Here is a 26,531-nt window from a genome sequence, read left to right on the forward strand (position 1 = left end):
GGCTAAACGTTACGACCTGACGAAGAGCAAGATCGTTCAAGACTTTCACTGACCAAGTTGCGACCCTTTGTCGCTGCTTACTGCCGGGATGTTTTTTGATGCCTACTTCGCTTCCTCGCGTCGCTTTTACACGCGGCGCGATTGCTTGTTTGCCCTTAACCCTGGCCTGCGCGCCCTGGGGACTTTTAGCCGGTTCGACGGCGATTGATGCGCAATTGACACCGATGCAAGCCCAAGGGCTGTCACTTTTTGTGTTTGCCGGGGCGGCTCAATTGGTGGCCATTGGCATGATCAAAGGGGGCGCCAGTGCGCTGTCCATTTTGATCACCACGCTGCTGCTGACTTCGCAACACATCCTCTATGCGATGCATTTGCGCCCCATCGTCGCGCCCATGGAGGCAAAGTGGCGCGCCAGCCTTGGCTTTTTGCTGACCGATGAGTTTTTTGCCTTGGTCAGCCCGTATGACCAAAAAACCTTCAACCGCTGGTACGCCCTGGGCGTTGGCCTGTGCATGTATGTGGGCTGGAACCTGTTTACCTGCCTGGGGGTGATTGTCGGTAAAAGCATTCCGGGGCTGGATCAATTGGGGCTGGAGTTCTCGATTGCCGCGACGTTCATTGCCCTGATCACGCCGATTGTGCGCAATGTGCCAACGCTGATTTGCGTCGCCGTCTCGTTATTGAGCGTGGTGCTGTTCAGTTATTGGCAATGGGAGTCGGCGATTGTGCTGGCGGGGTTGGCGGGTATGACCGTCGGGTATCTGTGCAAACGGCTGGGAGCGTACTTCGCATGACGGTATGGCTGATTATTGGCGGGATGACGCTGATTCTGTTTTTTAACCGCTATCTGTTTCTCGAGCCGCGCTTGCCGATTCGCTTGAACCGCGGGGTTCGGGAATTTCTGGGGTTTGCGGTGCCGGGCATGTTGACGGCGATTTGCGGGCCGATCATTTTTATCAAGGATCACACCCTTGATCTGAGCCCCACCAACCCGTACCTGCTGGCGGCTGTGTGTGCGATAGGGCTGATGCTCTGGACCCGCAACGTGTTGCTCAGTGTCGTGTTAAGTGTGGCGTTGTTTTATCTGTTTCGCTGGTGGCTATAACTTGCGCTGCGGCGCGTGATTTGAACGGGCCGCTGACGGGAACACCGTCAATGACCACATACCAGCACGCCAGCAGACCGTCCGCGCGAAGCGGTTCGGGGACTGCGCTGCCGACAACCGACATGATACGGACCTTTGGCATAGGAACCTCCTGCTATCAAACAATGGCGCCACTTTAAGGCTTGGGCCCATGCGCAAAAAATCATTACGCGTGATAGTCGCCATTGATGCGGGTGAGGTTGTTTCCAGGCAGTTTAGTCGACGACTTGATCCAGCATTTGCATCACTTCATGGTCACTCAGCAAGCCCTGGCTAACCAGGTGTTGAGCCAGCAATGAAACCAGCTTGGCGGCGCGGTGGCCTTCAAGCTGTTTGAGTTCGGTCAGCGTGTTGTAGACCTTGGTGGAAGTGCACAGGCCTACAGTGCGGTGCGGGTTTTGTGTCGGCATACAGGTCGTCCTTGTTTTTATGGTGTGCGAAGTGTCACGGCCAGAGCGTCGAAAGTGTGTGCACGCTGATGCCGTAGTTTCAGCCAATACTGTGTCCAGTGCGTGACAATCGCAACCTCAATTCAAACCTGGCGGCAACTGAACAAGCCTGCCGCTGGGGTGTTGACTGCGATTACCAGCGTGGTGGGCCGTAATAACCGCGGGGTGGGCCGTAGTACACCGGATGTGGTCGGCCGTAATAGGCCGGTGCATAAACCGGTTGTGGTTGTACGTAAACTGGCTGCGCCTGGTAGTAGACCGGAGGCGCCTGCACATAAACCGGTTGTGGTTGCACATAGACCGGGTGTTCTACGTAAACCGGGCGTTGTTGGCTGGCGACTATCGAGCCAACAACCGTAGCACCGACCACTGCGCCAACCAGCGCCGGGCCAGCACCCCAACCGCCATGGGCGGATGCCTGGCCAGCGACAGCCAGGGCGCCGATCAGCAAAGCAACTTTGGGGAAGGTACGCATCATGACGATTCCTCTGCTTTCAACCCCGCGTCTTGGCCTGCACCAGGCCATATGAAATAGCGGGGATAACATTGAGACAATCTTTTTAGAAAAAATTGCAAAATGTTTCGGTAAAGTTTGTGTAAGGTCTTGGGCTCGCTGACACGTTTCAGCGAGCGCTATGATCCGGCAAATTTATCGCGGCAGCTTGAGCCGTTTATCCGAAAGCACGAGGAGATGAACATGCAAATGAATCCGAACAAAGACACCCGGCTATGCATCTCGATGTCAGGCAGACCCGGGAATTTCGGACTGCGTTTTCATAATCATCTGTATGAACAGTTGGGCCTGAACTTTTACTACAAAGCTTTCAGCCCCAAAGACCTCGCCGGGGCCATTACCGGCATCCGGGCTTTTGGTATTCGCGGTTGCGGGGTGTCGATGCCCTTCAAGGAGGCGAGCATTGCGTTGGTTGACGAACTGGACGCCTCGGCGCAGGCCATTCAGTCGATCAACACCATCGTCAACACAGACGGGCACTTGAAGGCCTATAACACTGATTACATCGCCATTGCGCAATTGCTGCGTGACCACCAGGTTGCCAAGGACACCACGTTCGCCTTGCGCGGCAGCGGCGGCATGGCCAAGGCCGTGGCTTCAGCCTTGCGCGATGGCGGCTATCACAATGGCGTGATCGTGGCCCGTAACGAGGCCACGGGTTCTGCGCTGGCGAAAAACCTCGGCTACTCATGGCAGGCAGAACTGGGCCAGCAACGGCCGCAAATGCTCATCAACGTTACACCGGTTGGCATGGCGGGCGGGGCTGAGGCCGATGATCTGGCGTTTGCTGCTGAGGCGATCGATCAGGCCGAGATCCTGTTTGATGTGGTAGCGATCCCCGTTGAAACGCCCATGATCATTCGTGGCCGAGAGCAAGGCAAACGGGTCATTACGGGTCTGGAAGTGATTGCCATCCAGGCGGTTGAGCAATTTGCCCTGTACACCGGCGTGCGCCCAACCCCGGAGCAGTTCCAGGCGGCGGTGGCCTTTGCCCGCAGTTGATGGTTGAGCCATAAAGGCCGAGATTCGGCCTTTATGGCGCTTAGCGCTTAAAGGTGCGCCAGTCGCACACCATTTTCGTCAACACGCAGGCTCACGGTGCCGCCGATGATCAATGGGCGCATGTCCGGGATATGGCCATTGGGAAACCCGAAAACTTTCGGGAAGGAATACTGGGCCACGCGTTCGGCAATGATTGATTGAGCAATGGGGCTGTGCGGCGACGTGTCATCCGCGATGTTTTTCATGCCGCCAATAATCAGGCCTTTAATCTTTTCAAAAGCCCCTGTCTGCTCGAGGCTTTTAAGGTAACGGTCAATCTTGTAGTAAGCGCTCTCACCGATTTCTTCGAGAAACAGAATGGCGTTGTCGTAATTGAAGTTAAAGCGGGTGCCAGAGAGTGCGGTCACGACGGTCATGTTTCCGCCAATCAGGGTGGCGCACGCCGAGCCCGGTTCATTGAGCAGGTTATTGTCCAGTTGGTACGTGGGTTTGATGCCTTTAAAGAGGTTGAAAATATTCTGATAAGAATCGGCTGACGGGGTTGGCGTGCTGATGATGTTTTGGCCGTGTACCGACTCAATTCCGTGCCTTGCCAGCAGGCTCTGCAAGAAGGTGATGTCGGAGTAGCCGATTAACCATTTGGGGTTATGTACGAAACGGCTCAGGTCGATGTGCTCGAGCAGTTGAACGCTGCCATAGCCGCCACGGGTTGCCCAGATGGCATCAATCGAGTCGTCGTCCAGCGCCCACTGCAAGTCCCTGAGTCGTTGTTCGGGCGTGCCCGCATAGGTGTAATGATGCGCATGTCTGGCGAGCGCAAACTCACCGTAAACAGGTGTATAGCCCTGCTCAATGATCATGTTGTGAGTGTGCGTCAGCAGGTCTGGATTAGACACAGCCCCGGCCGGGGAGACGATGGCGATCCGGCTGCCGGGTTTAAGGTTTTTAGGTGTTATTGAACACAAGGTCATTACTGAAACACTCCATGACGCCGTCGTTTAACGATATGAAGTGTTTAGCCTAGTCCTCGATCATCGGATGTATTTAAAGACGAGTCGCTTTAACGCGCGGGAAGGTTCCTGATAATGAGTGGCTTTTTTATAAGAGCCCCCGATGCCTGATTGAGCGGCGTGGCATCTGATGGGGGCTATGCAGGGTGCTATTCCAGTTCGCTCAAACGCGCTTCCAATGCCGCAATGCGTGCTTCGAGTGCTTCAAAGCGCTCAAGGGACACACCTGAAGGGCTGCGCTCGGCGGGTTGCTGGCGGGCGGCGATGATTGCTTCGATGTCTGCCGGGTCGCCCAGTGCGTGGGTATAGCGATCTTCGCGCTGGCCCGACTGGCGCGGAATGAGCAGTGCCAAATCACGGGCAATCAGCCGTTCGAGCTGATGCTGGACTTGTTCTGTGTCTTCAAAGTCATGCATGCGGTTGCTGCGGGTGAGCAATTCGTTGAGGGTTTGCGGGCCGCGTAGAAACAGCAGGCCCAGCAGAACGACTTGGGCAGGGACCAGCTCCAATGCCTTGTCGACTTTGTGCTCCCAACGATCGGCGCGACTGCCCATGACCAAACGGGTAAAGCCCTGGCCTTCAAGCGCACGCAAACTCTGGCCCACCTGGCCTTGGGTCAGGTTCATCACCGGCTCGCGGCTGGTTTTCTGGTTGCAGGCCAGTACCAGCGCATTGAGGGTCAGGGGGTAGGTTTCCGGGTTGGTGGCCTGCTTCTCGATCAAGGAACCGAGGATGCGGATTTCAGTGCTGTTAAGCCGAGCTCCGGTGTCGCTGTCGTGTTCAGTGCTCATCACGCTTTCCTTGTGCGTTTAAAAGGAGATCAGTGTGTTGCGATCACACCCAATTGTCATCCGCCCCTTATAGGTTCAACACTGACTAAAAGACAAGCCGCTTCTTACGCGGCGTATGCCTATAATCGCCGCACATTCACTTTCCGCCCACAGACTGTCGAGACTTTCATGACTATCTCTCTGTACGCTGCTTCTGTTCCTGTATTCAAACAAATGCTCAACGCCCTGAGCGGTGTGCTGAGCAAAGCTGAAGCTCACGCCGCAGCAAAGAACATTGACCCGAGTGTGTTCCTGCAAGCACGCTTGGCTCCGGACATGTTCCCGCTGGTGCGTCAGGTGCAAATCGCGGTTGATTTCACCAAGGGTGTTTCGGGCCGTCTTGCTGAGATCGAGCTGCCTAAATACGATGACAGCGAAGTGACCTTTGCTGACCTGCAAGCCCTGATCAGCAAGGTGCTGGCGTTTGTTGACGGCATTACGCCTGCGCAAATCGATGGCAAGGAAGGGATCGAAATCATTACCCGTCAGGGCACGCCGAAAGAAAAACGCTTCACCGGCCAGGCTTACCTGCTGACCTACGGCCTGCCGCAGTTCTTCTTCCACGTGACCACCGCTTACGCGATTCTGCGCCACAACGGCGTTGAAATCGGCAAGCGTGACTACATGGGCGCGTTCTAAGCATTGCGCCAAGCCACGCGTGACAGACTCAGGAGCACCCGCGCGGGTGCTCCTGTTTTGTAAGGCCTAGGCCTGTTCTTCTTCGGCCAGGCACACAGCAGCGGTAAACAGCACGTCGGTTGACGAGTTGAGTGCGGTTTCAGCGGAGTCCTGCAGGATGCCGATGATGAAACCGACCGCCACCACCTGCATGGCAATTTCGCTCGGTATGCCAAACAGGCTGCACGCCAACGGAATCAACAGCAGCGAGCCCCCCGCAACACCCGAAGCGCCACAGGCGCACACGGCCGCCATCACGCTGAGCAGAATCGCGGTCGGCACATCCACCTCAATCCCCAACGTGTGCACGGCTGCCAGCGTCAAGACGGTAATGGTGATTGCCGCCCCCGCCATGTTGATGGTCGCGCCCAGTGGGATCGACACCGAGTAGGTGTCTTCATGCAAGCCCAGACGCTCACTCAGCGCCATGTTGACCGGAATGTTGGCCGCCGAGCTGCGGGTGAAGAACGCGGTGATTCCGCTTTCACGCAAGCACATGAACACCAGCGGGTACGGGTTGCGGCGCAGCTTCCAGAACGCGATCAGCGGGTTGACCGCCAGGGCCACAAACAGCATGCAGCCGATCAGCACAGTGAGCAGGTGCAGGTAGCCCAGCAGAGCGCCAAAACCGGAGGTGGCGAGGGTCGCGCTGACCAGGCCGAAAATACCCAATGGCGCGAAGCGAATCACCACGCGCACGATCAAGGTCACGCCGTTGGACAAGTCATTGAGTACGGTGCGGGTGGTTTCGCCCGCATGGCGAACAGCAATGCCCAAGCCAATCGCCCAGGCCAGAACGCCGATGAAGTTGGCGTTCATCAGGGCGCTGACCGGGTTGTCCACCGCGCTCAACAGCAGGCTTTGCAAGACCTCGCTGATGCCCCCGGGAGCGGACACGGTGATGTCTTCGGTGAGCAGAATCAGGCTGGACGGGAACAGCGTGCTGGCGATCACGGCGACAACTGCTGCGGCAAACGTACCGATCAAATACAGCACCAGGATTGGGCGGATGTGGGTGACTTGCCCTTGTTTGTGGTTGGCAATCGAGGCCATGACCAGCACAAACACCAAAATCGGCGCCACGGCTTTCAGGGCGCTGACGAACACCTTGCCGACAAAGGCCACCGAGAGTGCCGCAGCAGGTGCCAGCCAGGCCAGCAAAATACCGGCAATCAGACCGATGACAATTTGGGTCACCAGGCTGGTGCGTTTGAGCGTTTGCAGCAGAGTAGGTGGAGCATCAGTCATAGGAGTGTCTCTAGTTGTTGTGGGTGGCGCATTCAAAGACTCTGGCGTTGACTCAATCTTTAGCCGGCAGGTAATAACAACCAGCAGCCGCGCTTAAACGTGTTGAGTTAAGCAGAGTAGGGGGCGGATTCAGTCATGCGTGCTGAGCACGCTTGTCTGACTAAGGTCAGAACGGGGGGCGGACTTTACCATACAGAAGTAGGAGCTTTCCTACGTAAGGGCGATCTGCCGCACCTTAGCGCGTAGGTCTATAGCGCCAACTCCCCATGCTGGCGAAGCATTCTGTTACCATTGCGCATCCCCCACTTTCTTTAAATCAGCGGGCCTTTCGGGCTTTCGCTGGCGTTGTCGTCTTTGGAGTTATTCATGCTGTTGCCCATCCTGCTGCTGTCTGCGGCCGGTTTCACCGTGCTCACCACCGAGTTCATTATTGTCGGGCTGCTGCCCGCGATCGCCCGTGACCTTGAGGTCAGCGTGTCGCAGGCCGGTTTGCTGGTCACGTTGTTCGCCTTCACCGTGGCAGCGCTGGGGCCGTTTTTGACGGCCTACTTCGCCCGCTTTGAGCGCAAACGCCTGTTTATCGGCATTTTGCTGATGTTTGCCTTCGCCAATACTGTGGCCGCGCTGGCGCCGAATATTTGGGTCATGGCGTTTGCGCGGTTGTTGCCTGCGCTGGGCTTGCCGGTGTTTTGGGCGCTGGCCAGCGAAACCGCCGTCAACATTGTCGGCCCTGAGTACGCGGGCCGGGCGATTGCGAAGATCGGCTTCGGGATTGTCTGTGCGACGGTGTTCGGTATCCCGGTCGGGACGTTGATCTCGGATGCCTGGGGCTGGCGCAGTGCGTTCGCAATTCTGGCCGTGATCGCGCTGGCCAAGGCCTTGCTGCTGTGGGTGTATTTGCCGGCAGTCAAAGGCGTCAAAGAGGGTGTCACCTTGCGTTCACAGTTTGGCCTGCTGCGCAGCCCGCTGATGATCGGGCATATCGTGCTGTCAGTGCTGGTGTTCAGCGGCATGTTCACGGCCTACACCTATCTGGCCGATATCCTGGAGCGCCTGGCCGGGTTTGACGGCACGCTGGTGGGGTGGTGTCTGATGGGCTTTGGCGCTGTTGGCCTGATTGGCAATTCGTTGGGCGGGCGCATGGTAGACCGCCACCCGCTGATTGCGTCGATGGTGTTTTGCGCGTTCATGATTGGCGGCATGGTGGCGCTGGTGCCGAGCATTCACTCTACGCTGGGGCTGGCGGCCGCGATGGGCGTTTGGGGGGTAACCCAGGCGGCGCTGTTTCTGGTCAGCCATGTGCGGCTGATGAAAGCCGCGCCGCAGGCACCAGCCTTTGCCGCATCGTTGAACATTGCCGGGGCCAACCTGGGGATCGGCCTTGGCGCGCTGTTTGGCGGGCATGTGATTGATACCTACGGGCTGGGCAGCCTGGGCTTCGCCGGAGCCGGTTTTATTCTGGTATCGATCATCCTTGCATCGCTGCTGATGACGATGAAGCCGCGGGCGGCCTGCGCCTGATCAACGGCTTTCGGTAAACAGCTCCCGTCGCGCCCCCTCGGTAATCGCCACGATGCCGGGGTGGAGGATCTTGCGCTCGACGGTAATGGCATAAAACGATTCGGTGACGGCCTCGGTCTGGCCGATCAGCTCAACGTCAAATTGGCGCATGACCTCGTCGGCGATCACGCTGGGGGCGATAAACACGCCGGTACCTGATTGGCCAAACGCCTGCATCAGCGCGCTGTCATCGAATTCACCGACAATCCTAGGCTGGATTTTCAGCTCGGCCAGCCAGCGCAACAGGCGCGTGCGGATCACTGTTTCCGGGCCCGGGATCAGCAGGGGCGCGTCTTGCAGGCTCTGCGGGAAGTGTTCGGCATACGCTTGGGCGAGGCTTGCGGTGGCAAAAAAACTGATTCCACATTCGCCAAGCTTTTGGCTTAGGCCTTTAATGTCTAGATGGGAAGGCATCGGGCTGTCGGAAATGACCAAATCAAGCCGTTGAATCGCCAGATCCGCCAGCAGCCGGTCGAGCTTGTCTTCGCGGCAGGTAATGCGAACGGGTTTGTCCAGCTCCATGGTCGGGGCGATCAGCCGATACACAATCGACTTGGGCACTACATCGGCAACCCCGACCCGCAAGATCAATTGTTGCTCTTTGGGCGCCATGCGCAGCATGCTTTCCAGCTCGGCGCCCACCTGGAAGATCTGTTCGGCGTAGGGCAGCACCTGGCGCCCGGTTTCGGTCAGCTCCAGTTGGCGCCCGACCCGGCGAAACAAGGGCAGGCCGTAGGTGTCTTCCAGCAGGCTGATTTGCCCGCTGATGGTTTGTGCTGTCAGGTTCAATTGCTCGCAGGCGCGCACGATGCTGCCGGTTTTGGCAACGACCCAAAAGTAATGGAGTTGGCGGTAATTGAGCATATGATTGGCAACACTTCGTAAAAACCGAAGTATAGCGCTTAAAAATACGAATTTTCCTGAAGTGTCTGGCTCTCTAAAATCGCGCGTTATTCGCAGGCCACGTTGCTGGCCGCAGGTTTAAAGAGGACACGTCACGATGAAGATTCAAAAAGCAGGTTATGCCGCGCTGTTGGCGTCCACCTTATTGCTGGTGGGCGGTTGTGATCAGGCAGAAAAAGCCGCGCAGCAGATGCTCAGCAAAACCGCTGAGGCTGCCAAGCAGGCCATTGATGACACCCACAAGGCGGCTGAGCAGGCGCTCAACGACGCAACCGGCGGGCGCTTGATTGAACAGCAGCCACCGGCTGAAGAAAATAAAGAAACATCGCACACTATTTAAGTTGTCTTACAGAAGGGTCAGAACACACCTATGGAATACCTTTTAGAACTGGCGGTCAGCCCTACGGCCTGGATTGCACTGGCCACGCTGATCGTGATGGAAGTGGTGCTCGGGATCGACAACCTGATCTTTATCTCGATTTTGACCAACAAGCTGCCTGAGCAATTTCGTACCAAGGCCCGCCGTATCGGTATCGGCCTGGCGCTGATTCTGCGCTTGGGCTTGCTCAGCACCATCGCTTACATCGTGCAGTTGACCACGCCGGTATTCGAAGTCTTGGGGCAGGCGTTCTCCTGGAAAGACATGATTCTGATCGCGGGCGGCCTGTTCCTGGTCTGGAAAGCCACCAGTGAAATTCACCACAACATGACCCCTGATGCCGAGGACAAGGCCGAGAGCGTGTCGTCCAAAGTTGCTGTAGGTTTTGCCGCTGCGATCGGTCAGATCCTGATGCTGGACCTGGTGTTCTCCATCGACAGTATCGTTACGGCGGTCGGTATGACCGAGCACTTGCCGATCATGGTGATTGCGGTCGTGGTGGCGGTGATGGTGATGTTGCTGGCTTCGGAGCCTCTGGCCAAGTTCATCAACGAAAACCCGACCGTGGTGATGCTGGCACTGGCGTTCCTGATCATGATCGGCATGACCCTGATCGCAGAAGGTTTTGGCGCTCATGTACCAAAAGGCTACGTGTATGCGGCGATGGCGTTCTCCGCCACCGTAGAAACCTTGAACATTCTCGCGCGTCGCGCTCGGGAAAAACGTCAGGCTGTCGTGACCAAGTAAGCGCAGGCTGCCACTTAAAAACCGTCCATCCTTGTCAGGGTGGACGGTTTTTTTGCATTTAGTGCGCGTTGGCGGTGGTAGCGGCCGGTTGGGCGGGTTTTTGCTTGGGTTCTGGCTGGGGTTGCGGATGATGATGACGGCTGATGCGCATCAGGCCCCAGAGCATGGCGGCGGCAACGGCCAGCCACCCGGTGATCAGCAAGATAATGGTCAATGTCGGGCTCATAAGTGCCTCCTTTGCCCACGACGGGCATAAACACACTTCAGATGACAGTCTAGCTTGAGCAGTGTTTCAGTCTATTGACCAAAGGTCGTGCTGCACCAACTGATTGGCTCTATGTAGGAACTTTCACTGTGCTTTAAGGCTATACCAGACCCTGTTGGCGCCCTATGATCGTCGACCATGGCAGACCTTGCGGTCTGGCGTTCATTCAAAGCGAGGGCGTATGCAGGGACTGAGTGGATTGAAAGGGCTGCGTCTGTGGCTGCTGGCCGCATTGGCCGTGACTGTTGTGGGGTGTGCCAGTGTTGACCAGGCGCAAATGCGTCACCTGCCAGAGCGGGTTGAGCTTAACGGCGTGCCCTTTTTTCGCGGTAACGCCCATCAAAGCGGCCCGCAGGTGCTGGCCAGCATGCTGGGTGAGCAGCGCATCAGAATCACCCCGGGCCTTTTGACCAAGCCACTCAAACTGCCAGAGGCCGAAGCTTCGTTGCAAGGCAACATGGAGCAACTGGCCGGGCAATACGGGCTCATGGTGTACCGGCTGGATCCTGCGCTCACAGCGCTGTTGACCCAGGTTGCCGCAGGCCACCCGGTGATGGTGCGCTTTATGGAGGGGCGAGTCTGGAGCGAACCGCGTTATGCAGTGCTGGCGGGCTATGACCGCAACAAACAAACCGTATTGTTGCGTGCGGGCATGGATCGGCGCCGGGTCATGGACTTCAGCAAGTTTGAGTCCAGCTGGAAGGATGCTGGCAGTTGGGCTGTACTGATTTTGGCCCCGGACCAACTGCCGGTGAATGTCGACAAAGAACGCTGGTTAAAGGCGGCTAACGACCTGTCCCGCTTGGGCCAGGAACAAGCAGCGAGCAAAGCCATCAAAGCCCTGCAATAACAATCCACTGTAGGAGCGAGCTTGTCTCGCGATCTTTTGATCTTTTAAAAGATCGCGAGACAAGCTCGCTCCTACAGGGTGTGGCGCACACAGCCCCTGTAGCAGTTGACGAGCTTTGCGAGGCTACGTCCGGGCGCGCAGCGGCCGCCAACCCTCCCACTCGGTACAACGACCAAAATCAAAAGATCGCGAGCCCTTTCTTTAGCCCTTTAAAACCCGAACTTGTCACGCAGGCTGTAATACCAGGCGCCCAACGCCGTCAGCGGTGTACGCAACAATTGCCCGCCGGGGAAAGGGTAGTGCGGCAAGTCAGCAAACGCATCAAAGCGCTCAGCCTGCCCGCGCAGCGCTTCGGCCAGCACCTTGCCCGCCAGGTGCGTATACGTCACCCCGTGCCCGCTGCAACCTTGGGAGTAATAGATGTTGTCGCCAATGCGCCCAACCTGCGGCAAACGGGACAGCGTCAGCAGGAAGTTGCCTGTCCATGCGTAATCAATTTTCACGTCCTTGAGCTGCGGGAACGCCTTGAGCATCTTCGGCCGAATAATCGCTTCAATGTTGGCCGGATCGCGCGCGCCATACACCACACCACCACCAAAGATCAGGCGCTTGTCGCCGGACAGGCGATAGTAGTCGAGCAAATAGTTACAGTCCTCGACACAGTAATCCTGAGGCAGCAGCGTTTTGGCCAACTCCTCGCTCAGCGGTTCAGTGGTAATGACTTGGGTGCCACACGGCATGGACTTGGACGCCAGCTCAGGCACCAGATTGCCCAGATACGCGTTGCCCGCCACGATAATGAACTTGGCACGAACCTTACCTTGTGGCGTATGCACCACCGGGTTGGCACCTCGTTCGATGCGCACAGCGGGCGACTGCTCGTAAATCGTGCCCCCAAGGGACTCGACCGCAGCCGCTTCGCCCAACGCCAGATTCAGCGGGTGGATATGTCCGCCGCTCATGTCCAGCAGGCCGCCCTGGTAGAGGTCACAAGCAACCACTTCGCCAATACGGCGTTTGTCCAGCAGCTCCAGTTGTGTATTGCCGTAGCGCTCCCACAGCTTCTTCTGTGCTTCGAGGTGGCCCATTTGCTTGCTGGTGATCGCGGCAAACACACCACCGTCTTTTAAATCGCACTGGATCTGATACTTGGCAACACGGTCACGAATAATCTTGCCGCCTTCAAAGGCCATCTGGCCTAACAGCTGGGCTTGCTTGGCGCCGACCGTGCGTTCAATCACATCAATGTCGCGGCTATAACTGTTAACGATCTGGCCGCCGTTACGCCCTGACGCGCCAAAACCTACTTTGGCCGCCTCAAGCACCGTGACCTTAAAACCGTGCTCCAGCAGAAACAGAGCACTCGACAGTCCGGTATAACCGGCGCCGATCACACAGACATCCGTTTCAACCTCATCCTGCAGGGCAGGGCGCTCCGGCGCCGGATTAGCCGAAGCCGCATAGTAGGACTGGGGATAAGGTGTGTTCGCCATTCTGCAACCTCTGTTTTATATTTTTTACGAGTGCGCCCGATGCTACCTCAGTTGAAATTCGCCCGCCAGCCAGCGCCAACTGAGTATTTTCGGGGTGAAAATAAAAATTTCGACTATTCATGGGGTTAGCTGCAAAAAAGGTGTTGACACCCCTCCGCAAATCTATAGAATGCGACCCCACAGCAGGCACGTAGCTCAGTTGGTTAGAGCACCACCTTGACATGGTGGGGGTCGTTGGTTCGAGTCCAATCGCGCCTACCAAACAAAATCCGCTCTGCTGGGCGGTCTAGAAGGGCTCACCGAAAGGTGGGCCCTTTTTTGTTGTTTGCGATTTAACATCCTTCTCTCAATACATCAGATTTGTCCTCGCCTCAAAGTCGCTACGCGACTGCGAGACGACGCGAACTCTGTTTGCGCGCGTTGACATTATTTGTTGCATTCTGTCTCTATCATGGTGTAGCGGTTGCTGTGCTCTGAGCATCCGTTATAACCTGCGCCTGAGATTGGGCGAAAAAGCTCGTTCTTTACGAGTTCCCCCATCGGTTATGAGTGGCTGGCTATGAATACCTCGGCAGAAAAGAAAAGCCTCGTGGCGAACAAGTTAGCGCTTGTATGCGCTCTAACGGTGTCTGCGTGGGCTTTTGCCGATAGCGGATCCTCTGTCGAGAAATCATCCTACCCAAAGGCCGAGAGCCTGATTGGCGCTCCAATTGGCTCTGATATTCTTGAGAAAATTTCCCTGCTGATCTCGTCGCTGGAACAGAACGGTCCGGTACTTGACCGCGTCTATGCTGATATCCATGCGGGTCGGCTCGGCGAGGACTTATTAAAGGGGCATCCTTTCGCCATGATGAGCGAGATGTTTAGTCGCGCTCTTTCGGAGATCAAAGGCTTTAAAGGTACGGGTGAGCTAGGAATCAATGGTGACAAGCTTATTTTGTTGCTGGCCGAGATGCGTTACAAATCGGATCGCAATGCCAACCTGATCCGGCAGATATGTAATGATCCGAAACCTTACGTCAGCAGCATTGATCGTGAAGGGCTTGTAGCCCTAGCCAAACTTGGTCGTGAGAACTCTGCCTCATTCAATTCTTAGCCAAGTGATTTGGTTGGGGATTTCGGAGCTATCAACAAACGATACGTGGCGAACGCTTTGGTACTCGGGCCTTGATGTCAAACATGGCGGCCCGCAGAGATTGCCGGGCCCCTTAAGCATAACCATTACTGCACTGAGCTCTCAGTCAAATCCAATTACCAAAACGCGCCTGTCGCCAAGCAGGCGCGTACTGCTTTAGTGCGTGCTCACGCTGTCCAGTGACTTGTCGACGTACGCCTGGGCGAGTTCTGCCAGGTGCACGAGCGACAACACTAAGTGGCGCTGATGCCCGCTCAAACCATTCCCCGCCTCAATCGCCGAGGCGCCCAGGCAGCGCAATAAGTCTGACGCTTGGGCCAAAGCCGCTTCTGAATTAACGCTGTCAGGGATTGCATACGCGGACGGGTCCGCGTGGCGAGAGGGCTTTTGGTCGAGCAGGTAAAAATCCAGAGCGCGATTAGCGGCGACACGGTCGAGCGACAGCTCATGGCTCGCAGCAGCCTCAAGGGATAACTCAGGCGGGTCGGGAACTATCTTTTTCATAGCGGTGACTCCAAACACTGTTTAAGGAGGCTGTCACTTATCGCTACTAAACGAATGAGGTGGCAGCCGTGCACAGGTTAGTAGACCGGCGTGTTTGGAAACCGGCGTGCTCGAAAGCACCCTGCGCACGGCCACCATAAAGCAGAGGCCAAAAAAAGCGCCTCGCGAAGGTGGCGCTATGCGCCAAACTCTAAAAACCGAGCTACTAAACCCGACTGCTGTTTTTTTCAGCAGTGGGCCGAGACTAGTGCCCGATGTTGGCCGACGCAAGCGCGCGAGATTTTCTAGGATGTTTCGTCGGATTGAAAGGGAAACGTCGTACGAAATGCCTGATTTTACGCAGGCGGCCCCTCCAAAATCATGAGGTGGGACTAGTCTTTTTATTGGAGACGGCAGGGCACCTTTTATTTTTCTGCGGTGGTTCGCTCCGTCAATTCAGTGCCGTTATTTGTAACAGTAGTGAGATAGGTTTGAGTTTCGGCATTTCGCTGTTTTTTGGTTGGAAGGCCCGCCGTTAGCGGGTTGCAGGGCGGCAGGCGCAGCCGCGGTGCAATTGAAGGGCTATCGCGTCAATTTCAAAATTTCCGAAATGTCAAAATAATGACGAATAGGATCTTTTTTTTTAATTGGATCCCAGATTTAAGGTCTGACATATTCAAAATATTGACGATGCCATACTGATGGCCTACCTTGAAGCTATCGATGTGGCGTGCAGATGTCCTTTAATAAAAAGCCAGCGTCACGGGAATTCTCTATGAACCGTACAGATGACATATCGAGTCTTTTCAGCAGATTCGGAGCAAGTGCTGGTAGTTATCACGAGTTCGAAAGCCAGATCGATTACAAAGAGAACCCCCCTGTACCTGAGCCGGAAAAAGCCCCGGCCAGCCCTGAAGTTGCGGTGACTATTGAAGTAGTCGCAGACAGTGCTGAAGCGCCGCTCAGCGAACCCCTTGTTTCAATCGAGCCTGTCGCTTCAATGCCGGAGCAACCCGTCAGCGAGCCTGCAGCCGAGCCCGTACCGCTTGCCGAGGTAGAGCAAAATCTGGCACACCCTGTAGACGCTCAACTCGTTCCACCCACCTCGCAACCCCTTATTACACAGCCATCTCTGGCGGTCTTGCCTGCTGCACCCAACCGTTTGCGCAATCTGCTCGCCGAGGTGGTTCAGGCCCGTGAGGTTGAGGCGCAGGCGCTGGCAGAAGAGGCCGTGCGCCAAGAGGCTGCGCGGGGCCGTCCGGCCAAGTGCAAGGCGCATGTTGTGGTGGTGGTGTCGCTCAAGGGCGGTGTTGGTAAAACCACCTTGGCGGCCGGGCTGGCCAGCCGTTTGCGTCTGGAGGGCGGCCGCACCCTGGCCATCGATCTGGACCCGCAAAACGCGTTGCACTATTACCTTGGCGTCGAGCAGGGCGAGTCCGGCATCGGCAGCCTGAACGGGGCAGGGCACCCCTGGCATGACAGGCTGCAACCCGGCTTTGATGGCGCCTTGTTGCTGGCCTACGGCGTGTTGGGCGACGAAGAAAATCACGCATTGATGCATGCCATGCACGAAGACCGCCACTGGCTGGCGCGCCAGTTGGACAGCATGGACTTGGGTGCAAGTGATGTAGTGCTTATAGACACCCCGACTGGTTCTACAGCGTCACTGGCACAAGCCCTGGATGTGGCCGACGAAGTAATTGTGGTCACCACGGCCGATGCGGCCAGCTTCAACACACTGGACCCGATCGATCGCCTGCTGAATGCGCCCCATGCCCGCGCCGCGTCTTCACATTGCACCTATGTGGTGAACCAGTTCGACGTCAGCCGTGAGTTTTCACGGGACATGCTTGAGGTGTTCAAGCGCCGCCTTGGGCAGCAGTTGATCGCGGTGGTGCCTCTGGACAATACCCTGGGTGAAGCGCTGGCCTACGGACGCAACCCCATGTCGGCGGCCGAGACTTCGCCAGCGAGTGAGGGCGTGTTGCTGCTTGCCGAACAACTCAAGGCCCGGTTCAAAGCCTCGCGTGCTCAAGGGGTTGAAGCCCAGTGATAACGACCACTCCAGAAGCCGATGCGGCCGCCCCGCCAACCCGCACTCAGCGTTGGGCCCAGGCGATATCTGATCGCATTGAACAGTGGCCGGCCGGGCTGCGTCACGCGCTGGGCCTGGGCGTGATGCTGATCTGCGTGGTGCTGGGCACTTTTATCATCATTACGCCGTTTGAGTTTTATGCGCAGTGCATGTTCGCCGTGGGCTGTTTTGCGGTGGCGCTGGTATTGCGCAAAATACCGGGCCGCCTGACGGTGTTGATTCTGATCGGCCTGTCACTCACCGCTTCGCTGCGTTACATGTACTGGCGCGTTACGGCGACCCTGGACTTTGAAAACTGGCTCGACAGTGCGTTTGGCTACGGCCTGGTACTGGCCGAACTGTATGCCCTGGCGGTGCTGGTGTTCGGCTACCTGCAAACAGCCTGGCCGCTGCGTCGCCAGCCGGTGCTGCTCAAGGGGCCGCCCAGTGAGTGGCCGGTTGTCGACGTGTTTATTCCGACCTACAACGAAGCGCTGGATATTGTAAAGCTGACGATTTTTGCCGCTCAGGCCATGGACTGGCCCAAGGACAAACTGCGCGTTCATGTGCTCGACGACGGCAATCGCAAAGACTTCCGTGATTTCTGCGAACAGATCAACGTTGGCTACATCACCCGCGACAATAACCGTCATGCCAAAGCCGGCAACCTCAATGAAGCATTGAAGGTGACCAGCGGCGAGTACGTGGCCTTTTTCGATGCAGACCACGTGCCAACCCGCTCGTTCCTGCAAATCAGTATTGGCTGGTTTTTGAAAGACCCCAAGCTTGCGATGTTGCAGACCCCGCACTTCTTCTTTTCACCGGACCCGTTTGAAAAAAACCTTAACACCTTCCGCTCGGTGCCTAACGAAGGGGAGTTGTTTTACGGCCTGGTGCAAGACGGTAACGACCTGTGGAACGCGACCTTTTTCTGTGGTTCTTGCGCGGTATTGCGCCGTGACCCGCTGCTTGAAGTGGGCGGCGTGGCAGTAGAAACCGTGACCGAAGACGCCCACACCGCGCTAAAACTCAACCGCGCGGGCTACAACACGGCGTATCTGGCGATTCCGCAGGCAGCTGGCTTGGCCACCGAAAGTTTGTCCCGTCATATCAGCCAGCGGGTGCGCTGGGCGCGGGGCATGGCGCAGATCTTTCGCACCGACAACCCGTTGTTCGGCAAGGGCTTAAAGCTGGGCCAACGGCTGTGCTACCTCAACGCCATGCTGCACTTTTTCTACGGTTTGCCGCGCTTGGTGTTCTTGACCGCACCGCTGGCGTATCTGTTTTTTGGTGCGCAAATTTTCCATGCCACCGGCTTGATGATCATGGCCTATGCGTTACCGCATATTTTCCATGCGGCGTTGACTAACTCGGCGATTCAGGGGCGCTTTCGCCACTCGTTCTGGAACGAGGTGTACGAGACGGTTTTGGCCTGGTACATCATGGGGCCGGTGCTGATGGCGCTGGTCAAACCCAAGTTCGGCGGTTTCAACGTGACCAGCAAGGGCGGGATCATCGATCAGACCTTCTTTGACTGGAAGCTGGCCCGGCCTTATATCGTGCTGCTGGCCATCAACCTGGCCGGGATGATTTTCGGCTTTGTGCAACTGGCAGTGGGCAGCGAAGGGGCGGTCGTTACCTTGCTGATCAACCTGGTGTGGACGGTCTACAACCTGATCATCACCAGTGCGGCCGTGGCGGTTGCCAGTGAAACCCGCCAGGTACGTTCTGAACCTCGGGTGGCTGCTGTCATGCCTGCGCTCATGACCTTGCCCGATGGCAGCGTAATCGAAGGCGTGACTCAAGACTTCTCGCAAAAAGGCATGGGCTTGCGTCTGCCCGAGGGCGTTAGCGTGCCCCAAGGTGCGCGTGTGCAGATCTCGCTGTTTCGCAACGATCAGGCCAGCGTGTTCCCGGCCATCATTGTGTTCAGTCGTGGCGGCTTGCTGGGCTTGCAGTTTGACCACTTGAGTTTGCGTCAGCAAAGCGAACTGGTTCGTCTGACGTTTTCACGTGCCGATACCTGGGCTTCAACCTGGGGCCATGGCGAGATCGATACGCCTTTGGTGGCTTTGCGTGCCGTTACCCGCATCGGTTGGCGCGGTTTTACCGCGCTGTTTAAAGCCACGCTTATGGAACTGCGAAACGCTGTTGCGCGTCGTCGTATCGCCCCATCCACTCTAGAAAACGTATTGGACAAATGATGAATTCAAAGTCTTTCGCTTTCAGTAATCTGCGCGACCCGCGTCGTGCACTGGCAGGCCTGACCTGTGCCTGGCTGGCGTTGAGTGGCGGCACGGCGTACGCCGAGACGGCCGCTGCGCCGGCGGCTCCTGCGGCCACCCCCAATAGCTACACCGTGACGCTCAAGCAGTTGGGGCGTAATTACCCCATGACCTTGCGCGGTGTGGACTCAACCGACAGCGTCAGCTTCAACGTGCGCGCCGACTCGATTGTCACGGGCGCCAAGTTGAACCTGCAGTACGCCTATTCGCCTTCGTTGCTGGCCGACCTGTCGCAAATCAACGTGCTGATCAATGACGAAGTGGCGGCGAGCCTGCCGCTGCCTAAAGACAAGGCCGGGCAACCGCAGCAGCAAACAATCGATATCCCGCCGCACCTGATCACTGAGTTCAACCGTTTGAGCTTGCAGTTCATCGGGCACTACACCATGAGTTGCGAGGACCCGCAGCACTCCAGCTTGTGGGCCAAAATCAACAATGGCACCAACCTGACCCTCGATGTGTCACCGTTGCCGTTGCCCAATGATTTGTCGATTTTACCGTTGCCCTTTTTTGATCGTCGTGACGCGCGGCCATTGGAGCTGCCATTTGTTTTTGCCGCCTCACCGGACAACACCACGCTGGAAGCGGCCGGTGCGTTGTCTTCCTGGTTTGGGGCACTGTCCAGCTATCGCGGTGCGCGGTTCTCTTCCAGTTTCAACCAGATCCCTACAAGCGGTAACGCCGTGGTATTGCTCAGCGGCCAGGGTGACTTGCAACTGGACGGCGTGACACTGCCAGCGGCCAAGGGTCCAAGCGTGAGCATCATCACCAACCCCAACGACCCCAACGGCAAGTTGTTGCTCATTACCGGGCGTGACAGCGCTGAACTCAAGCGGGCCGCCACGGCGTTGGTGCTGGGCAGCCAGGCGTTGTCGGGCAACGGCGTGGTGATCGATAACCTCACGGTGGTGCAGCCACGCAAGCCTTACGACGCGCCAAACTGGTTGCCGACAGACCGCAAGGTCAAGCTCGGCGAGCTGCTGCCAGAACAACAGTTCAATGTCTCCGGTTACAACCCGGGCGACATCGTGGTGCCGCTGAACTTCCCGCCAGACCTGTTTACCTGGCGCGATAGCGGAGCCCCGCTGGACCTCAAATACCGTTACACCCCGCAAGAAAAATCCAACAACTCGTCGTTTATCGTCAGCTTTAACGATGCGCTGATTCAGTCGCAAAGCTTGCCCTCCGAGGAAAAGCTCGACAGCAGCGTGCTGAGCACTCTTAAAAGCAACAACGGCAACCTTGATCGCGAGCTGAGCGTGCGCCTGCCGCTTAACTCGGTGGCCCTGCAATCACGCCTGCAACTGCGCTACATGTTTGATTACATCAAGCAGGGCGAATGCCGCGACATCATCATCGACAACATGCGCGGCTCCATCGACCCTGAGTCGACCCTGGACCTGACCGGCTACGACCATTTCATTGCGATGCCTAACCTGGGCGTGTTCAAAGACGCCGGCTTCCCGTTCACCCGCATGGCTGACCTGTCAGAAACCGCGGTGGTGCTGCCCGACCACCCTGGCATTCCTGAACTGAATGCATTCCTGACCGTGCTCGGCCGTTTTGGCCAGTCCACCGGCTACCCGGCGGTGGGTGTGCAAGTGATCGAAGCCGACAAAGTGGCGGGCGCCGCCGACAAAGACCTGCTGGTGTTTGCCTCGGGCAACAACCAGCCGTTGCTGTCGCTGTGGGCCGATCGCTTGCCGGCTTACGATGCCGACGGCCAGCAGAAATTCCATCTGTCTGACCTGCCGATGCGCGTGCGTGACTGGTTCAGCCCGGACCCGGAAGCGAACTTGCGTAAAACCAAACTGGCGATGGCGTTCTCCGGTGGTGCGCGTAGCACTTACCTGACGGGTTTTGAGTCGCCACTTAAAAGTGGTCGCAGCGTGGTGGTGATCGCGGGGGGCGGCCCTGACGGCCTGGCGGATGCGACCAACGCCCTGATTGGCGGGGAGGATTACACCCAGTCGGTGCAGGGCAGCCTGGTGGTGGTGCGTGACAAAGCCGTCGAGGCGCTGGTGGCTGACGAGGATTACTACGTCGGCAACCTGGGCACGATCAAATACCTGCAATGGTTGATGTCGCGCCACGTACTGTGGGTGCTGGTACTGACCGGCCTGGGCGTTGTGGTGCTCAGCGGGCTGGCTTATCTGGCATTGCGTGCGCGTGCCAACAAGCGTCTTAAAGAGTAGGCCCCAGTGCTTTTCGTGACGGGTGTGAGTGTTGTGCGAGCCCGCTTTCGGGGTGGCCTGCTGTGTGCGTTGCTGTTGACCTGGCTGTTGCCGGTCACCGCCCGTGCAGAGGCTTGCAGTGTGCCGCCCTGGCCGCTTTGGCAAACATTCGTTGAGCACTTTGTGCAGCCCGACGGCCGCGTGATGGACGCCAGCACGCCGCAGCGTCACAGCTCTTCAGAGGGGCAGTCGTACGCCATGTTTTTTGCGCTGGTGGCGGATGATCGCGAAACCTTTGAAAAGCTCTGGCGCTGGAGCGTGAATAACCTCGCCCAGGGCGACATCAAAACCCATTTGCCGGGTTGGTTCTGGGGCCTGGACGAACACGGTGAATGGGTGTTGCTGGACAGCAACTCGGCGTCTGACGGCGACCTGTGGTTTGCCTACGCCTTGCTGGAAGCCGGGCGGCTTTGGCACCGCATGGATTACACCGAAGACGGTCGGCATCTGCTGCACAACATCGCCGCCCAAGAGGTTGCCACCTTGCCGGGCCTGGGCAAGATGCTGCTGCCGGGCAAGTTCGGCTTTATCAAACCTGATCCGGCCAGCCCGGATCAGTGGCAGCTAAACCCCAGCTACATGCCGATTCCGATACTGCGGCGCTTTGCCGAGGTTGACCCCAAAGGTCCATGGGCGGACATCGCCAAGAACACCGTCACCCTGATCAAAGCCGTTTCTCACAACGGCTTTGTCGCGGATTGGGTCACTTACCGCGCTACCGGCACCAAAACCGGTGAGTTCGTGACCGACCCTACCAAGGGTGATCTGGGCAGCTATGACGCCATTCGCACCTATATGTGGGCCGGGCTGATGCCTGCCCGTGACCGATTGCGCAAACCCTTGCTCGCTAGCCTGGATGGCATGTTGCAGGCCACCGGCGAGGACGGCGTGCCCCCGGAAAAAGTTCAGGTCACCAGCGGCGCGCATAGCGGGGCCGGGCCGTTTGGTTTCTCGGCGGCGTTGCTGCCGTACCTCAAGGCGCTGGGCAAGACTACGCTGCAACAAGAGCAGGCCGTGCGCGTTGAGCAACTCATGGCGCAAAGCCTGACGCCTGAAGCGGTCAAGCTGGCACAGCCGCCGTACTACTTCTTTGTATTGAGCCTGTTTTCCTTGAGCTATATGGACAACCGCTACCACTTCCTGGATGACGGGAAGTTGCAACCGATGTGGGAGACAACATGTCCGCGCGCCACCACGCCGTAGCCTTCGGGATACTTGCAGCACTGATTAACAGCAGCAGTTTTGCCGCGCTCAATGACGCGGGCAAGGCACTGCTTGAGCAGGGTAAATACTGGCAGACCCAAGACGACCCGGCCCGGGCCACGGAGGTCTGGAAAAAGCTGCTGTTGATCGACCCGCAGCAAGTGGATGCGCTGTATGGCCTGGGCCTGCTCGAACTCAAGGCCAAGCGCGTGAGCGGCGCGAGCAATTACCTGGCGCAGTTAAAACAGTCCCATCCCGGTGATCCACTGACCTTGCAACTGGAGCAAGCCATTGCCCTGCAAGCCGGTAAAAACCCGGACCTGCTGGATCAGGCGCGCACTCAGGCCCGTAGCGGCGAGCTGGAAAAATCGGTGGCGTTGTACCGGCAGGCGTTTGCCGGCAAGCCGCCGCAAGGTGAGCTGGCGCTGGAGTTCTACAACTACCTGAGCTACACCGCTGGCGGCGCCAATGAAGCCCGTCAGGGGCTGGAGCGCTTGCTGCAACAGAACCCGAACAACGCCAAGGCCAAGCTGGTACTGGCCAAATTGCTGATTCGCAACGAAGGCACCCGCCCTGAAGGTTTGCAGCGCCTTGCGCAGTTGTCGACGTTGCCTGAGCTGGGCGGTGAAGCCACCGAAAGCTGGCGCCAGGGGCTGGTCTGGCTGGGCACCCCACGCCCTTCGGACATCCCTTTGTTTGAGGCCTACCTTAAGGCCAACCCGAACGACAGCGAGATCCGCACGCAAATGCTCAGCCGCCCCAAAGCGGGCAGCACGGCCAACATGAACCCCAACCTGGCGCGCGGCTATAAGGCGCTGCAAAACAACCAGCTCAACATCGCTGAACAAGCGTTTCTGGCTCGCCTCAAAGAACAACCGCAAGATTCCGACGCCTTGGGCGGCCTCGGTCTGGTGCGTCAGCGTCAGGGCCGTTTGAGTGACGCCAATGAGTTGTTGAGTCGGGCCGCTGCCCGTGGTTCCGACAAGCGCTGGCAGTCGGCGCTGGACGGTAACCGCTACTGGAGCCTCCTGGGTCAGGCCGACAAGTCGCGGGCCAGCCAGGACTTGCCACGGGCGCGCAGCCTGTTGCAGCAAGCCATCGCCAGCAAGCCGCGTCAGGCTGAAGGCTACATTGCGCTGGGCGGGGTACAGGCTGAGCAGAACCAGTTGACCAATGCCGAGGCCAGCTATCGTCAGGCCCTTAGCCTGGACAACGACAACCCGGACGCGTTGCTCGGGTTGATCACCGTGATGGCGCAAAACGGTCAGGCCAGCCAGGCCATGCAGATGGTCGAGCGCATGACCCCGGCCCAGCAACAGCGTTTGGGCGACCTGCGTCCGTTGAAAGCCGCGGTTGCGGTGGGCAAGGCCAAAAATGCGGCGCGCAGTGGTGACCTTAAGGGCGCGATCGCGGCGCAGCAAGAAGCCATCCGCAATGATCCGGGCAATGCCTGGGCGCACTACGATCTGGCGCTGTATTACCTGCAAGCCAAAACCCCGGACAAGGCTCGGCAAACCATGGCCGATGCGCTCAAGGCCAACCCGCAAGATCCCGAGGTCTTGTATGCGAGTGCCTTGCTGTCCAGCCAGTTGGGCGAATGGTCGGCCGCGCAAAGCACGCTGGAGCGCATCCCCATGAGCCAGCGCACGGCACCGATGCAGCAACTGGCCAGCGAAGCGCAACTGCAGGCGCTGGTCACCCAGGCGGCGACGCTGGCCAAGCAGGGCGACCGTGAGCAAGCGCTGACCTTGTTGCGCCGCGCTGAACTGGCCGCCAACGGCAAGCCGCAATCCATTGGTATGTTGGCCTCGGCGTATGTCGATGCGGGTTACCCGGATCACGCCTTGTCGATGCTGCGCAACGCCATTGCGCAGAGCAGTAATCCGCCCGCGTCGTTGCGCCTGGCGTATGCCGGTGTGCTGCTCAAAACCGGTGATGACGCCAAGGTTAATCAGTTGCTACACCAATTGCAGAGCCAGCCTTTGACCGCGGCGGATCAGCGTACCTACGACGAGCTGCTGTTTTTGTACACCGTGCGTCAGGCGGACGTACTGCGGGAGAAGGGCGATTTGGTCGCGGCTTACGACACCCTGGCCCCGGCGCTGGCCCAACGGCCGAACGATCCATTGGCCAACGGCGCACTGGCGCGCATGTACCTGGCCAATGGCGACAGCGCCAAAGCCATCGCGCTGTACAAGCCATTGTTGCGGGCCGCGCCTGATGACCCGCAATTGCAGATCGGCATGGCCCAGGCCTTGAACAAGTCGGGTGACAAGAGCGGGGCCGCCGCTGCGGCGGACAAAGCCCTTGAACTGGCGCCCAACGATGCACAGATCCTCGCCAGTGCGGCGGGCATTTTCCGTGCCCAAGGCAAAAACGCCAAGGCTCAGGAACTGTATACCCGCGCCTTGGCATTGCAGGCGCCGCCCAAGCAAGACGCCAATCCCTTCGCGAAATCGGCTGTGGCCGCCAACCCGTTTGTGGGGGCAGAGGGGCAGCGTCGCCAGTCGCGTTTGGCCCAAGGCAGCGTGCCGCTGATTCCCGAGCCTGCACAGGAGCAACTGGCCGCGCCCGACGAAGACATCGCTGCGCCCGTGCCGGTGTATGCAGGTAACTCACGCAACCCAGCACGTATCGCACCGAGTGCCAGCGGCGGGGGGTATGCCGTCCCTGAGTTCGACGATGATTACGTTGCGCCACGCCGGGTTGCTTCAGCCCCGGTCAGCGACCCGCAAGAAGAAGCGCGCCAGGCGATGCAAACCGCTTTAACCGAGATCAAGCAGGAGCGCAGCCCGCGTATCACCCAAGGGGTGGCCATTCGCAGCAACGACAGCGAGTCGGGCCTGAGCAAAATGACCGACGTGGAAGCGCCGCTGGAGATCAGTTTGCCGGTGGGCGATGACCGTGTTGCCTTGCGTGTGACCCCGGTGTCGTTGAACGCAGGCAGCGTAGGTGATTCGGCCAAAAACCGCTTTGGTGGCCCTAATGCGGCTCAGATCGCAGCGGTGCAAACCGTGTTGGCAGCCCCCGACCCAACCCCGGCAGCGCTGGCCGCGGCCAGTGGTGTCAATGGCTCGGCCGGTCGGCAAAAAGACTCGGGCGTGGGTGTGGCGGTGGGCTATGAAATGCCCTCGCAAGGGCTCAAGGCTGACATCGGCGTCAGCCCGTTGGGCTTTCTGTACAGCACGCCCGTGGGTGGCGTGAGCATTGATCGCGCGCTCAGCGAAGACAGTAACGTGCGTTACGGGGCGAGCTTGTCGCGCCGCTCGGTGAACGACAGCCTGGTGTCTTTTGCCGGTGCCAAAGATGCGCGCAGCGGCCTCAAGTGGGGCGGTGTGACCGCCAACGGCGGGCGCGTGCAACTGGGTTACGACAACGGTGACTACGGCGCGTACGGTTACGCGGGCCTGTACAAACTGTTAGGCAATAACGTCAAGGACAACACCCGTGCCGAAGGCGGCGCCGGTATTTACTGGTACCTGCTCAGGGATGAAGAACGCCAGTTGACGGCAGGCCTTGGCGCCACTGCCCTTAAGTACGACAACAACCAGGACAACTTCACCTACGGCAGTGGCGGCTACTTCAGCCCGCAAAACTACTTCTCCATCGGCGTGCCGGTGAGCTGGTCGCAACGCGCGGATCGCTGGAGCTACACGCTGCGCGGTTCGGTGGGCCTGCAACACATCGAGCAGGACTCGGCCAAGTACTTCGCCAACGACGGCGCCATGCAAGCATCGCTGGAGCAGGCGTCGGCGGCCTATGCCGCTGCCGGCTCATCGTTGCAGACCAAATCTTCAGGCCAGAACAAAAACGGGATCGGCTACAACCTCGGCGCGGCAGCCGAGTACCGTTTGGGCAGCAACATGATTTTGGGGGGCAGCTTTGGCATGGACAACGCCCAGGACTACAAGCAGTGGACGGGTGGCTTGTACCTTCGTTACACGCTCGAAGACTTCACCGGGCGCATGCCGATGCCGATCAATCCTTACCTTTCTCCGTATTCGAACTAATGTGCAGGAGCTAGACCGTGGCAGCATCTCTTTTG

The 26,531-nt window shown here is 58.2% G+C and carries 24 protein-coding genes and 1 tRNA gene; 15 read left to right on the forward strand and 10 right to left on the reverse strand.

Features of this window, described 5'->3' with window-relative positions; translation table 11 throughout:
- The first annotated feature begins 98 nt into the window (after positions 1 to 98).
- Together ACJJU9_RS08950 and ACJJU9_RS08955 are read left to right on the forward strand one after the other, a co-directional pair.
- Complete coding sequence (locus ACJJU9_RS08950) at positions 99 to 794, forward strand: AzlC family ABC transporter permease (protein ID WP_048368879.1); 696 nt, start codon at positions 99 to 101, stop codon at positions 792 to 794.
- The gene (locus tag ACJJU9_RS08955) at positions 791 to 1,105 is read left to right on the forward strand and encodes an AzlD domain-containing protein (protein ID WP_048368880.1); all 315 of its coding nucleotides are present in this window, start codon (positions 791 to 793) and stop codon (positions 1,103 to 1,105) included. The genes ACJJU9_RS08950 and ACJJU9_RS08955 overlap by 4 nt, the downstream gene beginning before the upstream one ends.
- On the opposite strand, the gene ACJJU9_RS08960 is transcribed toward ACJJU9_RS08955, so the two are convergent.
- From ACJJU9_RS08960 to ACJJU9_RS08970, 3 genes are all read right to left on the reverse strand, one after another.
- Entirely contained in the window at positions 1,053 to 1,247 is a 195-nt protein-coding gene (locus tag ACJJU9_RS08960) for a hypothetical protein (protein ID WP_407730501.1), read from the reverse strand. The two genes, ACJJU9_RS08955 and ACJJU9_RS08960, sit on opposite strands and share 53 nt — an antisense overlap.
- A gap of 112 nt (positions 1,248 to 1,359) precedes the next feature.
- On the reverse strand, positions 1,360 to 1,554 hold the full coding sequence (locus ACJJU9_RS08965) for a hypothetical protein (RefSeq protein ID WP_048368881.1): 195 nt from the start codon (positions 1,552 to 1,554) through the stop codon (positions 1,360 to 1,362).
- A 172-nt stretch (positions 1,555 to 1,726) separates the two neighbouring features.
- Positions 1,727 to 2,071: a hypothetical protein gene (locus ACJJU9_RS08970; RefSeq protein WP_048388590.1), complete on the reverse strand. Its 345-nt coding sequence runs from the start codon at positions 2,069 to 2,071 to the stop codon at positions 1,727 to 1,729.
- Positions 2,072 to 2,290: 219 nt separating this feature from the next.
- On the opposite strand from ACJJU9_RS08970, the gene ACJJU9_RS08975 reads away from it, so the two are divergent.
- The gene (locus tag ACJJU9_RS08975) at positions 2,291 to 3,109 is read left to right on the forward strand and encodes a shikimate 5-dehydrogenase (protein ID WP_153375220.1); all 819 of its coding nucleotides are present in this window, start codon (positions 2,291 to 2,293) and stop codon (positions 3,107 to 3,109) included.
- A 47-nt stretch (positions 3,110 to 3,156) separates the two neighbouring features.
- Here ACJJU9_RS08975 and ACJJU9_RS08980 read toward each other — a convergent pair whose 3' ends face one another.
- Together ACJJU9_RS08980 and ACJJU9_RS08985 are read right to left on the reverse strand one after the other, a co-directional pair.
- Positions 3,157 to 4,080 carry an LD-carboxypeptidase gene (locus tag ACJJU9_RS08980; RefSeq protein ID WP_407730502.1) on the reverse strand — a complete coding sequence of 308 codons (924 nt, stop codon included), beginning with the start codon at positions 4,078 to 4,080 and terminating at the stop codon, positions 3,157 to 3,159.
- Positions 4,081 to 4,268: 188 nt separating this feature from the next.
- Positions 4,269 to 4,910, reverse strand: a complete 642-nt coding sequence (locus tag ACJJU9_RS08985; protein ID WP_048388584.1) for a YceH family protein — start codon at positions 4,908 to 4,910, stop codon at positions 4,269 to 4,271.
- Positions 4,911 to 5,078: 168 nt separating this feature from the next.
- On the opposite strand from ACJJU9_RS08985, the gene ACJJU9_RS08990 reads away from it, so the two are divergent.
- Positions 5,079 to 5,588, forward strand: coding sequence for a DUF1993 family protein (locus ACJJU9_RS08990; protein WP_123750508.1), 510 nt, complete (start codon positions 5,079 to 5,081; stop codon positions 5,586 to 5,588).
- A gap of 66 nt (positions 5,589 to 5,654) precedes the next feature.
- Here the strand turns inward: ACJJU9_RS08990 and sstT are convergent, their stop codons facing one another.
- A complete protein-coding gene (gene sstT, locus ACJJU9_RS08995) occupies positions 5,655 to 6,875 on the reverse strand; it encodes a serine/threonine transporter SstT (RefSeq protein WP_407730503.1) in 1,221 nt (406 codons plus the stop codon).
- A 366-nt stretch (positions 6,876 to 7,241) separates the two neighbouring features.
- On the opposite strand from sstT, the gene ACJJU9_RS09000 reads away from it, so the two are divergent.
- On the forward strand, positions 7,242 to 8,396 hold the full coding sequence (locus ACJJU9_RS09000; protein WP_273223157.1) for an MFS transporter: 1,155 nt from the start codon (positions 7,242 to 7,244) through the stop codon (positions 8,394 to 8,396).
- Here the strand turns inward: ACJJU9_RS09000 and nhaR are convergent, their stop codons facing one another.
- Positions 8,397 to 9,299, reverse strand: coding sequence for a transcriptional activator NhaR (gene nhaR, locus ACJJU9_RS09005; protein WP_353231627.1), 903 nt, complete (start codon positions 9,297 to 9,299; stop codon positions 8,397 to 8,399).
- Positions 9,300 to 9,435: 136 nt separating this feature from the next.
- Here nhaR and ACJJU9_RS09010 point away from each other — a divergent pair, with 136 nt between their 5' ends.
- On the forward strand, positions 9,436 to 9,678 hold the full coding sequence (locus ACJJU9_RS09010; protein ID WP_407730504.1) for a hypothetical protein: 243 nt from the start codon (positions 9,436 to 9,438) through the stop codon (positions 9,676 to 9,678).
- Between the two features lie 30 nt (positions 9,679 to 9,708).
- Positions 9,709 to 10,464, forward strand: a complete 756-nt coding sequence (locus ACJJU9_RS09015; RefSeq protein WP_048388577.1) for a TerC family protein — start codon at positions 9,709 to 9,711, stop codon at positions 10,462 to 10,464.
- A gap of 58 nt (positions 10,465 to 10,522) precedes the next feature.
- Here the strand turns inward: ACJJU9_RS09015 and ACJJU9_RS09020 are convergent, their stop codons facing one another.
- Positions 10,523 to 10,690, reverse strand: a complete 168-nt coding sequence (locus ACJJU9_RS09020) for a hypothetical protein (protein WP_164488140.1) — start codon at positions 10,688 to 10,690, stop codon at positions 10,523 to 10,525.
- Positions 10,691 to 10,910: 220 nt separating this feature from the next.
- Here ACJJU9_RS09020 and ACJJU9_RS09025 point away from each other — a divergent pair, with 220 nt between their 5' ends.
- Positions 10,911 to 11,579 (forward strand): PA2778 family cysteine peptidase, encoded by a 669-nt coding sequence (locus ACJJU9_RS09025; protein WP_407730505.1) that lies wholly within the window; start codon positions 10,911 to 10,913, stop codon positions 11,577 to 11,579.
- A gap of 209 nt (positions 11,580 to 11,788) precedes the next feature.
- Here ACJJU9_RS09025 and ACJJU9_RS09030 read toward each other — a convergent pair whose 3' ends face one another.
- A complete protein-coding gene (locus tag ACJJU9_RS09030) occupies positions 11,789 to 13,072 on the reverse strand; it encodes an FAD-binding oxidoreductase (RefSeq protein WP_123750512.1) in 1,284 nt (427 codons plus the stop codon).
- 184 nt (positions 13,073 to 13,256) lie between these two features.
- On the opposite strand from ACJJU9_RS09030, the gene ACJJU9_RS09035 reads away from it, so the two are divergent.
- Together ACJJU9_RS09035 and ACJJU9_RS09040 are read left to right on the forward strand one after the other, a co-directional pair.
- Positions 13,257 to 13,333: transfer RNA gene (locus ACJJU9_RS09035), tRNA-Val, on the forward strand.
- 298 nt (positions 13,334 to 13,631) lie between these two features.
- Positions 13,632 to 14,168, forward strand: a complete 537-nt coding sequence (locus ACJJU9_RS09040; protein ID WP_407730506.1) for a hypothetical protein — start codon at positions 13,632 to 13,634, stop codon at positions 14,166 to 14,168.
- A 195-nt stretch (positions 14,169 to 14,363) separates the two neighbouring features.
- On the opposite strand, the gene ACJJU9_RS09045 is transcribed toward ACJJU9_RS09040, so the two are convergent.
- Positions 14,364 to 14,711: a DUF6124 family protein gene (locus ACJJU9_RS09045; protein WP_273223141.1), complete on the reverse strand. Its 348-nt coding sequence runs from the start codon at positions 14,709 to 14,711 to the stop codon at positions 14,364 to 14,366.
- A gap of 754 nt (positions 14,712 to 15,465) precedes the next feature.
- Here ACJJU9_RS09045 and bcsQ point away from each other — a divergent pair.
- Genes bcsQ through ACJJU9_RS09070 form a run of 5 tightly spaced genes read left to right on the forward strand, consistent with a single transcriptional unit; the run spans position 15,466 to position 26,496 of the window.
- Positions 15,466 to 16,743, forward strand: a complete 1,278-nt coding sequence (gene bcsQ, locus ACJJU9_RS09050) for a cellulose biosynthesis protein BcsQ (RefSeq protein WP_407730507.1) — start codon at positions 15,466 to 15,468, stop codon at positions 16,741 to 16,743.
- Complete coding sequence (gene bcsA / locus ACJJU9_RS09055; RefSeq protein WP_407730508.1) at positions 16,740 to 18,968, forward strand: UDP-forming cellulose synthase catalytic subunit; 2,229 nt, start codon at positions 16,740 to 16,742, stop codon at positions 18,966 to 18,968. Before bcsQ ends, bcsA begins: the two co-directional genes overlap by 4 nt.
- The gene (gene bcsB / locus ACJJU9_RS09060; RefSeq protein ID WP_407730509.1) at positions 18,968 to 21,244 is read left to right on the forward strand and encodes a cellulose biosynthesis cyclic di-GMP-binding regulatory protein BcsB; all 2,277 of its coding nucleotides are present in this window, start codon (positions 18,968 to 18,970) and stop codon (positions 21,242 to 21,244) included. Before bcsA ends, bcsB begins: the two co-directional genes overlap by 1 nt.
- 24 nt (positions 21,245 to 21,268) lie before the next feature.
- Positions 21,269 to 22,486, forward strand: a complete 1,218-nt coding sequence (bcsZ, locus tag ACJJU9_RS09065) for a cellulose synthase complex periplasmic endoglucanase BcsZ (RefSeq protein ID WP_407730510.1) — start codon at positions 21,269 to 21,271, stop codon at positions 22,484 to 22,486.
- Positions 22,462 to 26,496: a cellulose synthase subunit BcsC-related outer membrane protein gene (locus tag ACJJU9_RS09070; protein ID WP_407730511.1), complete on the forward strand. Its 4,035-nt coding sequence runs from the start codon at positions 22,462 to 22,464 to the stop codon at positions 26,494 to 26,496. The genes bcsZ and ACJJU9_RS09070 overlap by 25 nt, the downstream gene beginning before the upstream one ends.
- Positions 26,497 to 26,531: the final 35 nt, after the last annotated feature.

It is taken from the genome of Pseudomonas helleri, assembly GCF_045830615.1.
GTDB lineage: Bacteria > Pseudomonadota > Gammaproteobacteria > Pseudomonadales > Pseudomonadaceae > Aquipseudomonas > Aquipseudomonas helleri.

Coding starts and splice junctions, on each gene's coding strand:
- bcsB (WP_407730509.1), top strand. CDS start 18,968: ATGAATTCAAAGTCTTTCGCTTTCAGTAATCTGCGCGACCCGCGTCGT.
- ACJJU9_RS08985 (WP_048388584.1), bottom strand. CDS start 4,910: ATGAGCACTGAACACGACAGCGACACCGGAGCTCGGCTTAACAGCACT.
- ACJJU9_RS08950 (WP_048368879.1), top strand. CDS start 99: ATGCCTACTTCGCTTCCTCGCGTCGCTTTTACACGCGGCGCGATTGCT.
- ACJJU9_RS08990 (WP_123750508.1), top strand. CDS start 5,079: ATGACTATCTCTCTGTACGCTGCTTCTGTTCCTGTATTCAAACAAATG.
- ACJJU9_RS09030 (WP_123750512.1), bottom strand. CDS start 13,072: ATGGCGAACACACCTTATCCCCAGTCCTACTATGCGGCTTCGGCTAAT.
- ACJJU9_RS08970 (WP_048388590.1), bottom strand. CDS start 2,071: ATGATGCGTACCTTCCCCAAAGTTGCTTTGCTGATCGGCGCCCTGGCT.
- ACJJU9_RS09015 (WP_048388577.1), top strand. CDS start 9,709: ATGGAATACCTTTTAGAACTGGCGGTCAGCCCTACGGCCTGGATTGCA.
- ACJJU9_RS08975 (WP_153375220.1), top strand. CDS start 2,291: ATGCAAATGAATCCGAACAAAGACACCCGGCTATGCATCTCGATGTCA.
- ACJJU9_RS08965 (WP_048368881.1), bottom strand. CDS start 1,554: ATGCCGACACAAAACCCGCACCGCACTGTAGGCCTGTGCACTTCCACC.
- bcsQ (WP_407730507.1), top strand. CDS start 15,466: ATGAACCGTACAGATGACATATCGAGTCTTTTCAGCAGATTCGGAGCA.
- ACJJU9_RS08960 (WP_407730501.1), bottom strand. CDS start 1,247: ATGCCAAAGGTCCGTATCATGTCGGTTGTCGGCAGCGCAGTCCCCGAA.
- ACJJU9_RS09020 (WP_164488140.1), bottom strand. CDS start 10,690: ATGAGCCCGACATTGACCATTATCTTGCTGATCACCGGGTGGCTGGCC.
- ACJJU9_RS09040 (WP_407730506.1), top strand. CDS start 13,632: ATGAATACCTCGGCAGAAAAGAAAAGCCTCGTGGCGAACAAGTTAGCG.
- ACJJU9_RS09045 (WP_273223141.1), bottom strand. CDS start 14,711: ATGAAAAAGATAGTTCCCGACCCGCCTGAGTTATCCCTTGAGGCTGCT.
- ACJJU9_RS08980 (WP_407730502.1), bottom strand. CDS start 4,080: ATGACCTTGTGTTCAATAACACCTAAAAACCTTAAACCCGGCAGCCGG.
- nhaR (WP_353231627.1), bottom strand. CDS start 9,299: ATGCTCAATTACCGCCAACTCCATTACTTTTGGGTCGTTGCCAAAACC.
- ACJJU9_RS09070 (WP_407730511.1), top strand. CDS start 22,462: ATGTCCGCGCGCCACCACGCCGTAGCCTTCGGGATACTTGCAGCACTG.
- sstT (WP_407730503.1), bottom strand. CDS start 6,875: ATGACTGATGCTCCACCTACTCTGCTGCAAACGCTCAAACGCACCAGC.
- ACJJU9_RS08955 (WP_048368880.1), top strand. CDS start 791: ATGACGGTATGGCTGATTATTGGCGGGATGACGCTGATTCTGTTTTTT.
- ACJJU9_RS09010 (WP_407730504.1), top strand. CDS start 9,436: ATGAAGATTCAAAAAGCAGGTTATGCCGCGCTGTTGGCGTCCACCTTA.
- ACJJU9_RS09000 (WP_273223157.1), top strand. CDS start 7,242: ATGCTGTTGCCCATCCTGCTGCTGTCTGCGGCCGGTTTCACCGTGCTC.
- ACJJU9_RS09025 (WP_407730505.1), top strand. CDS start 10,911: ATGCAGGGACTGAGTGGATTGAAAGGGCTGCGTCTGTGGCTGCTGGCC.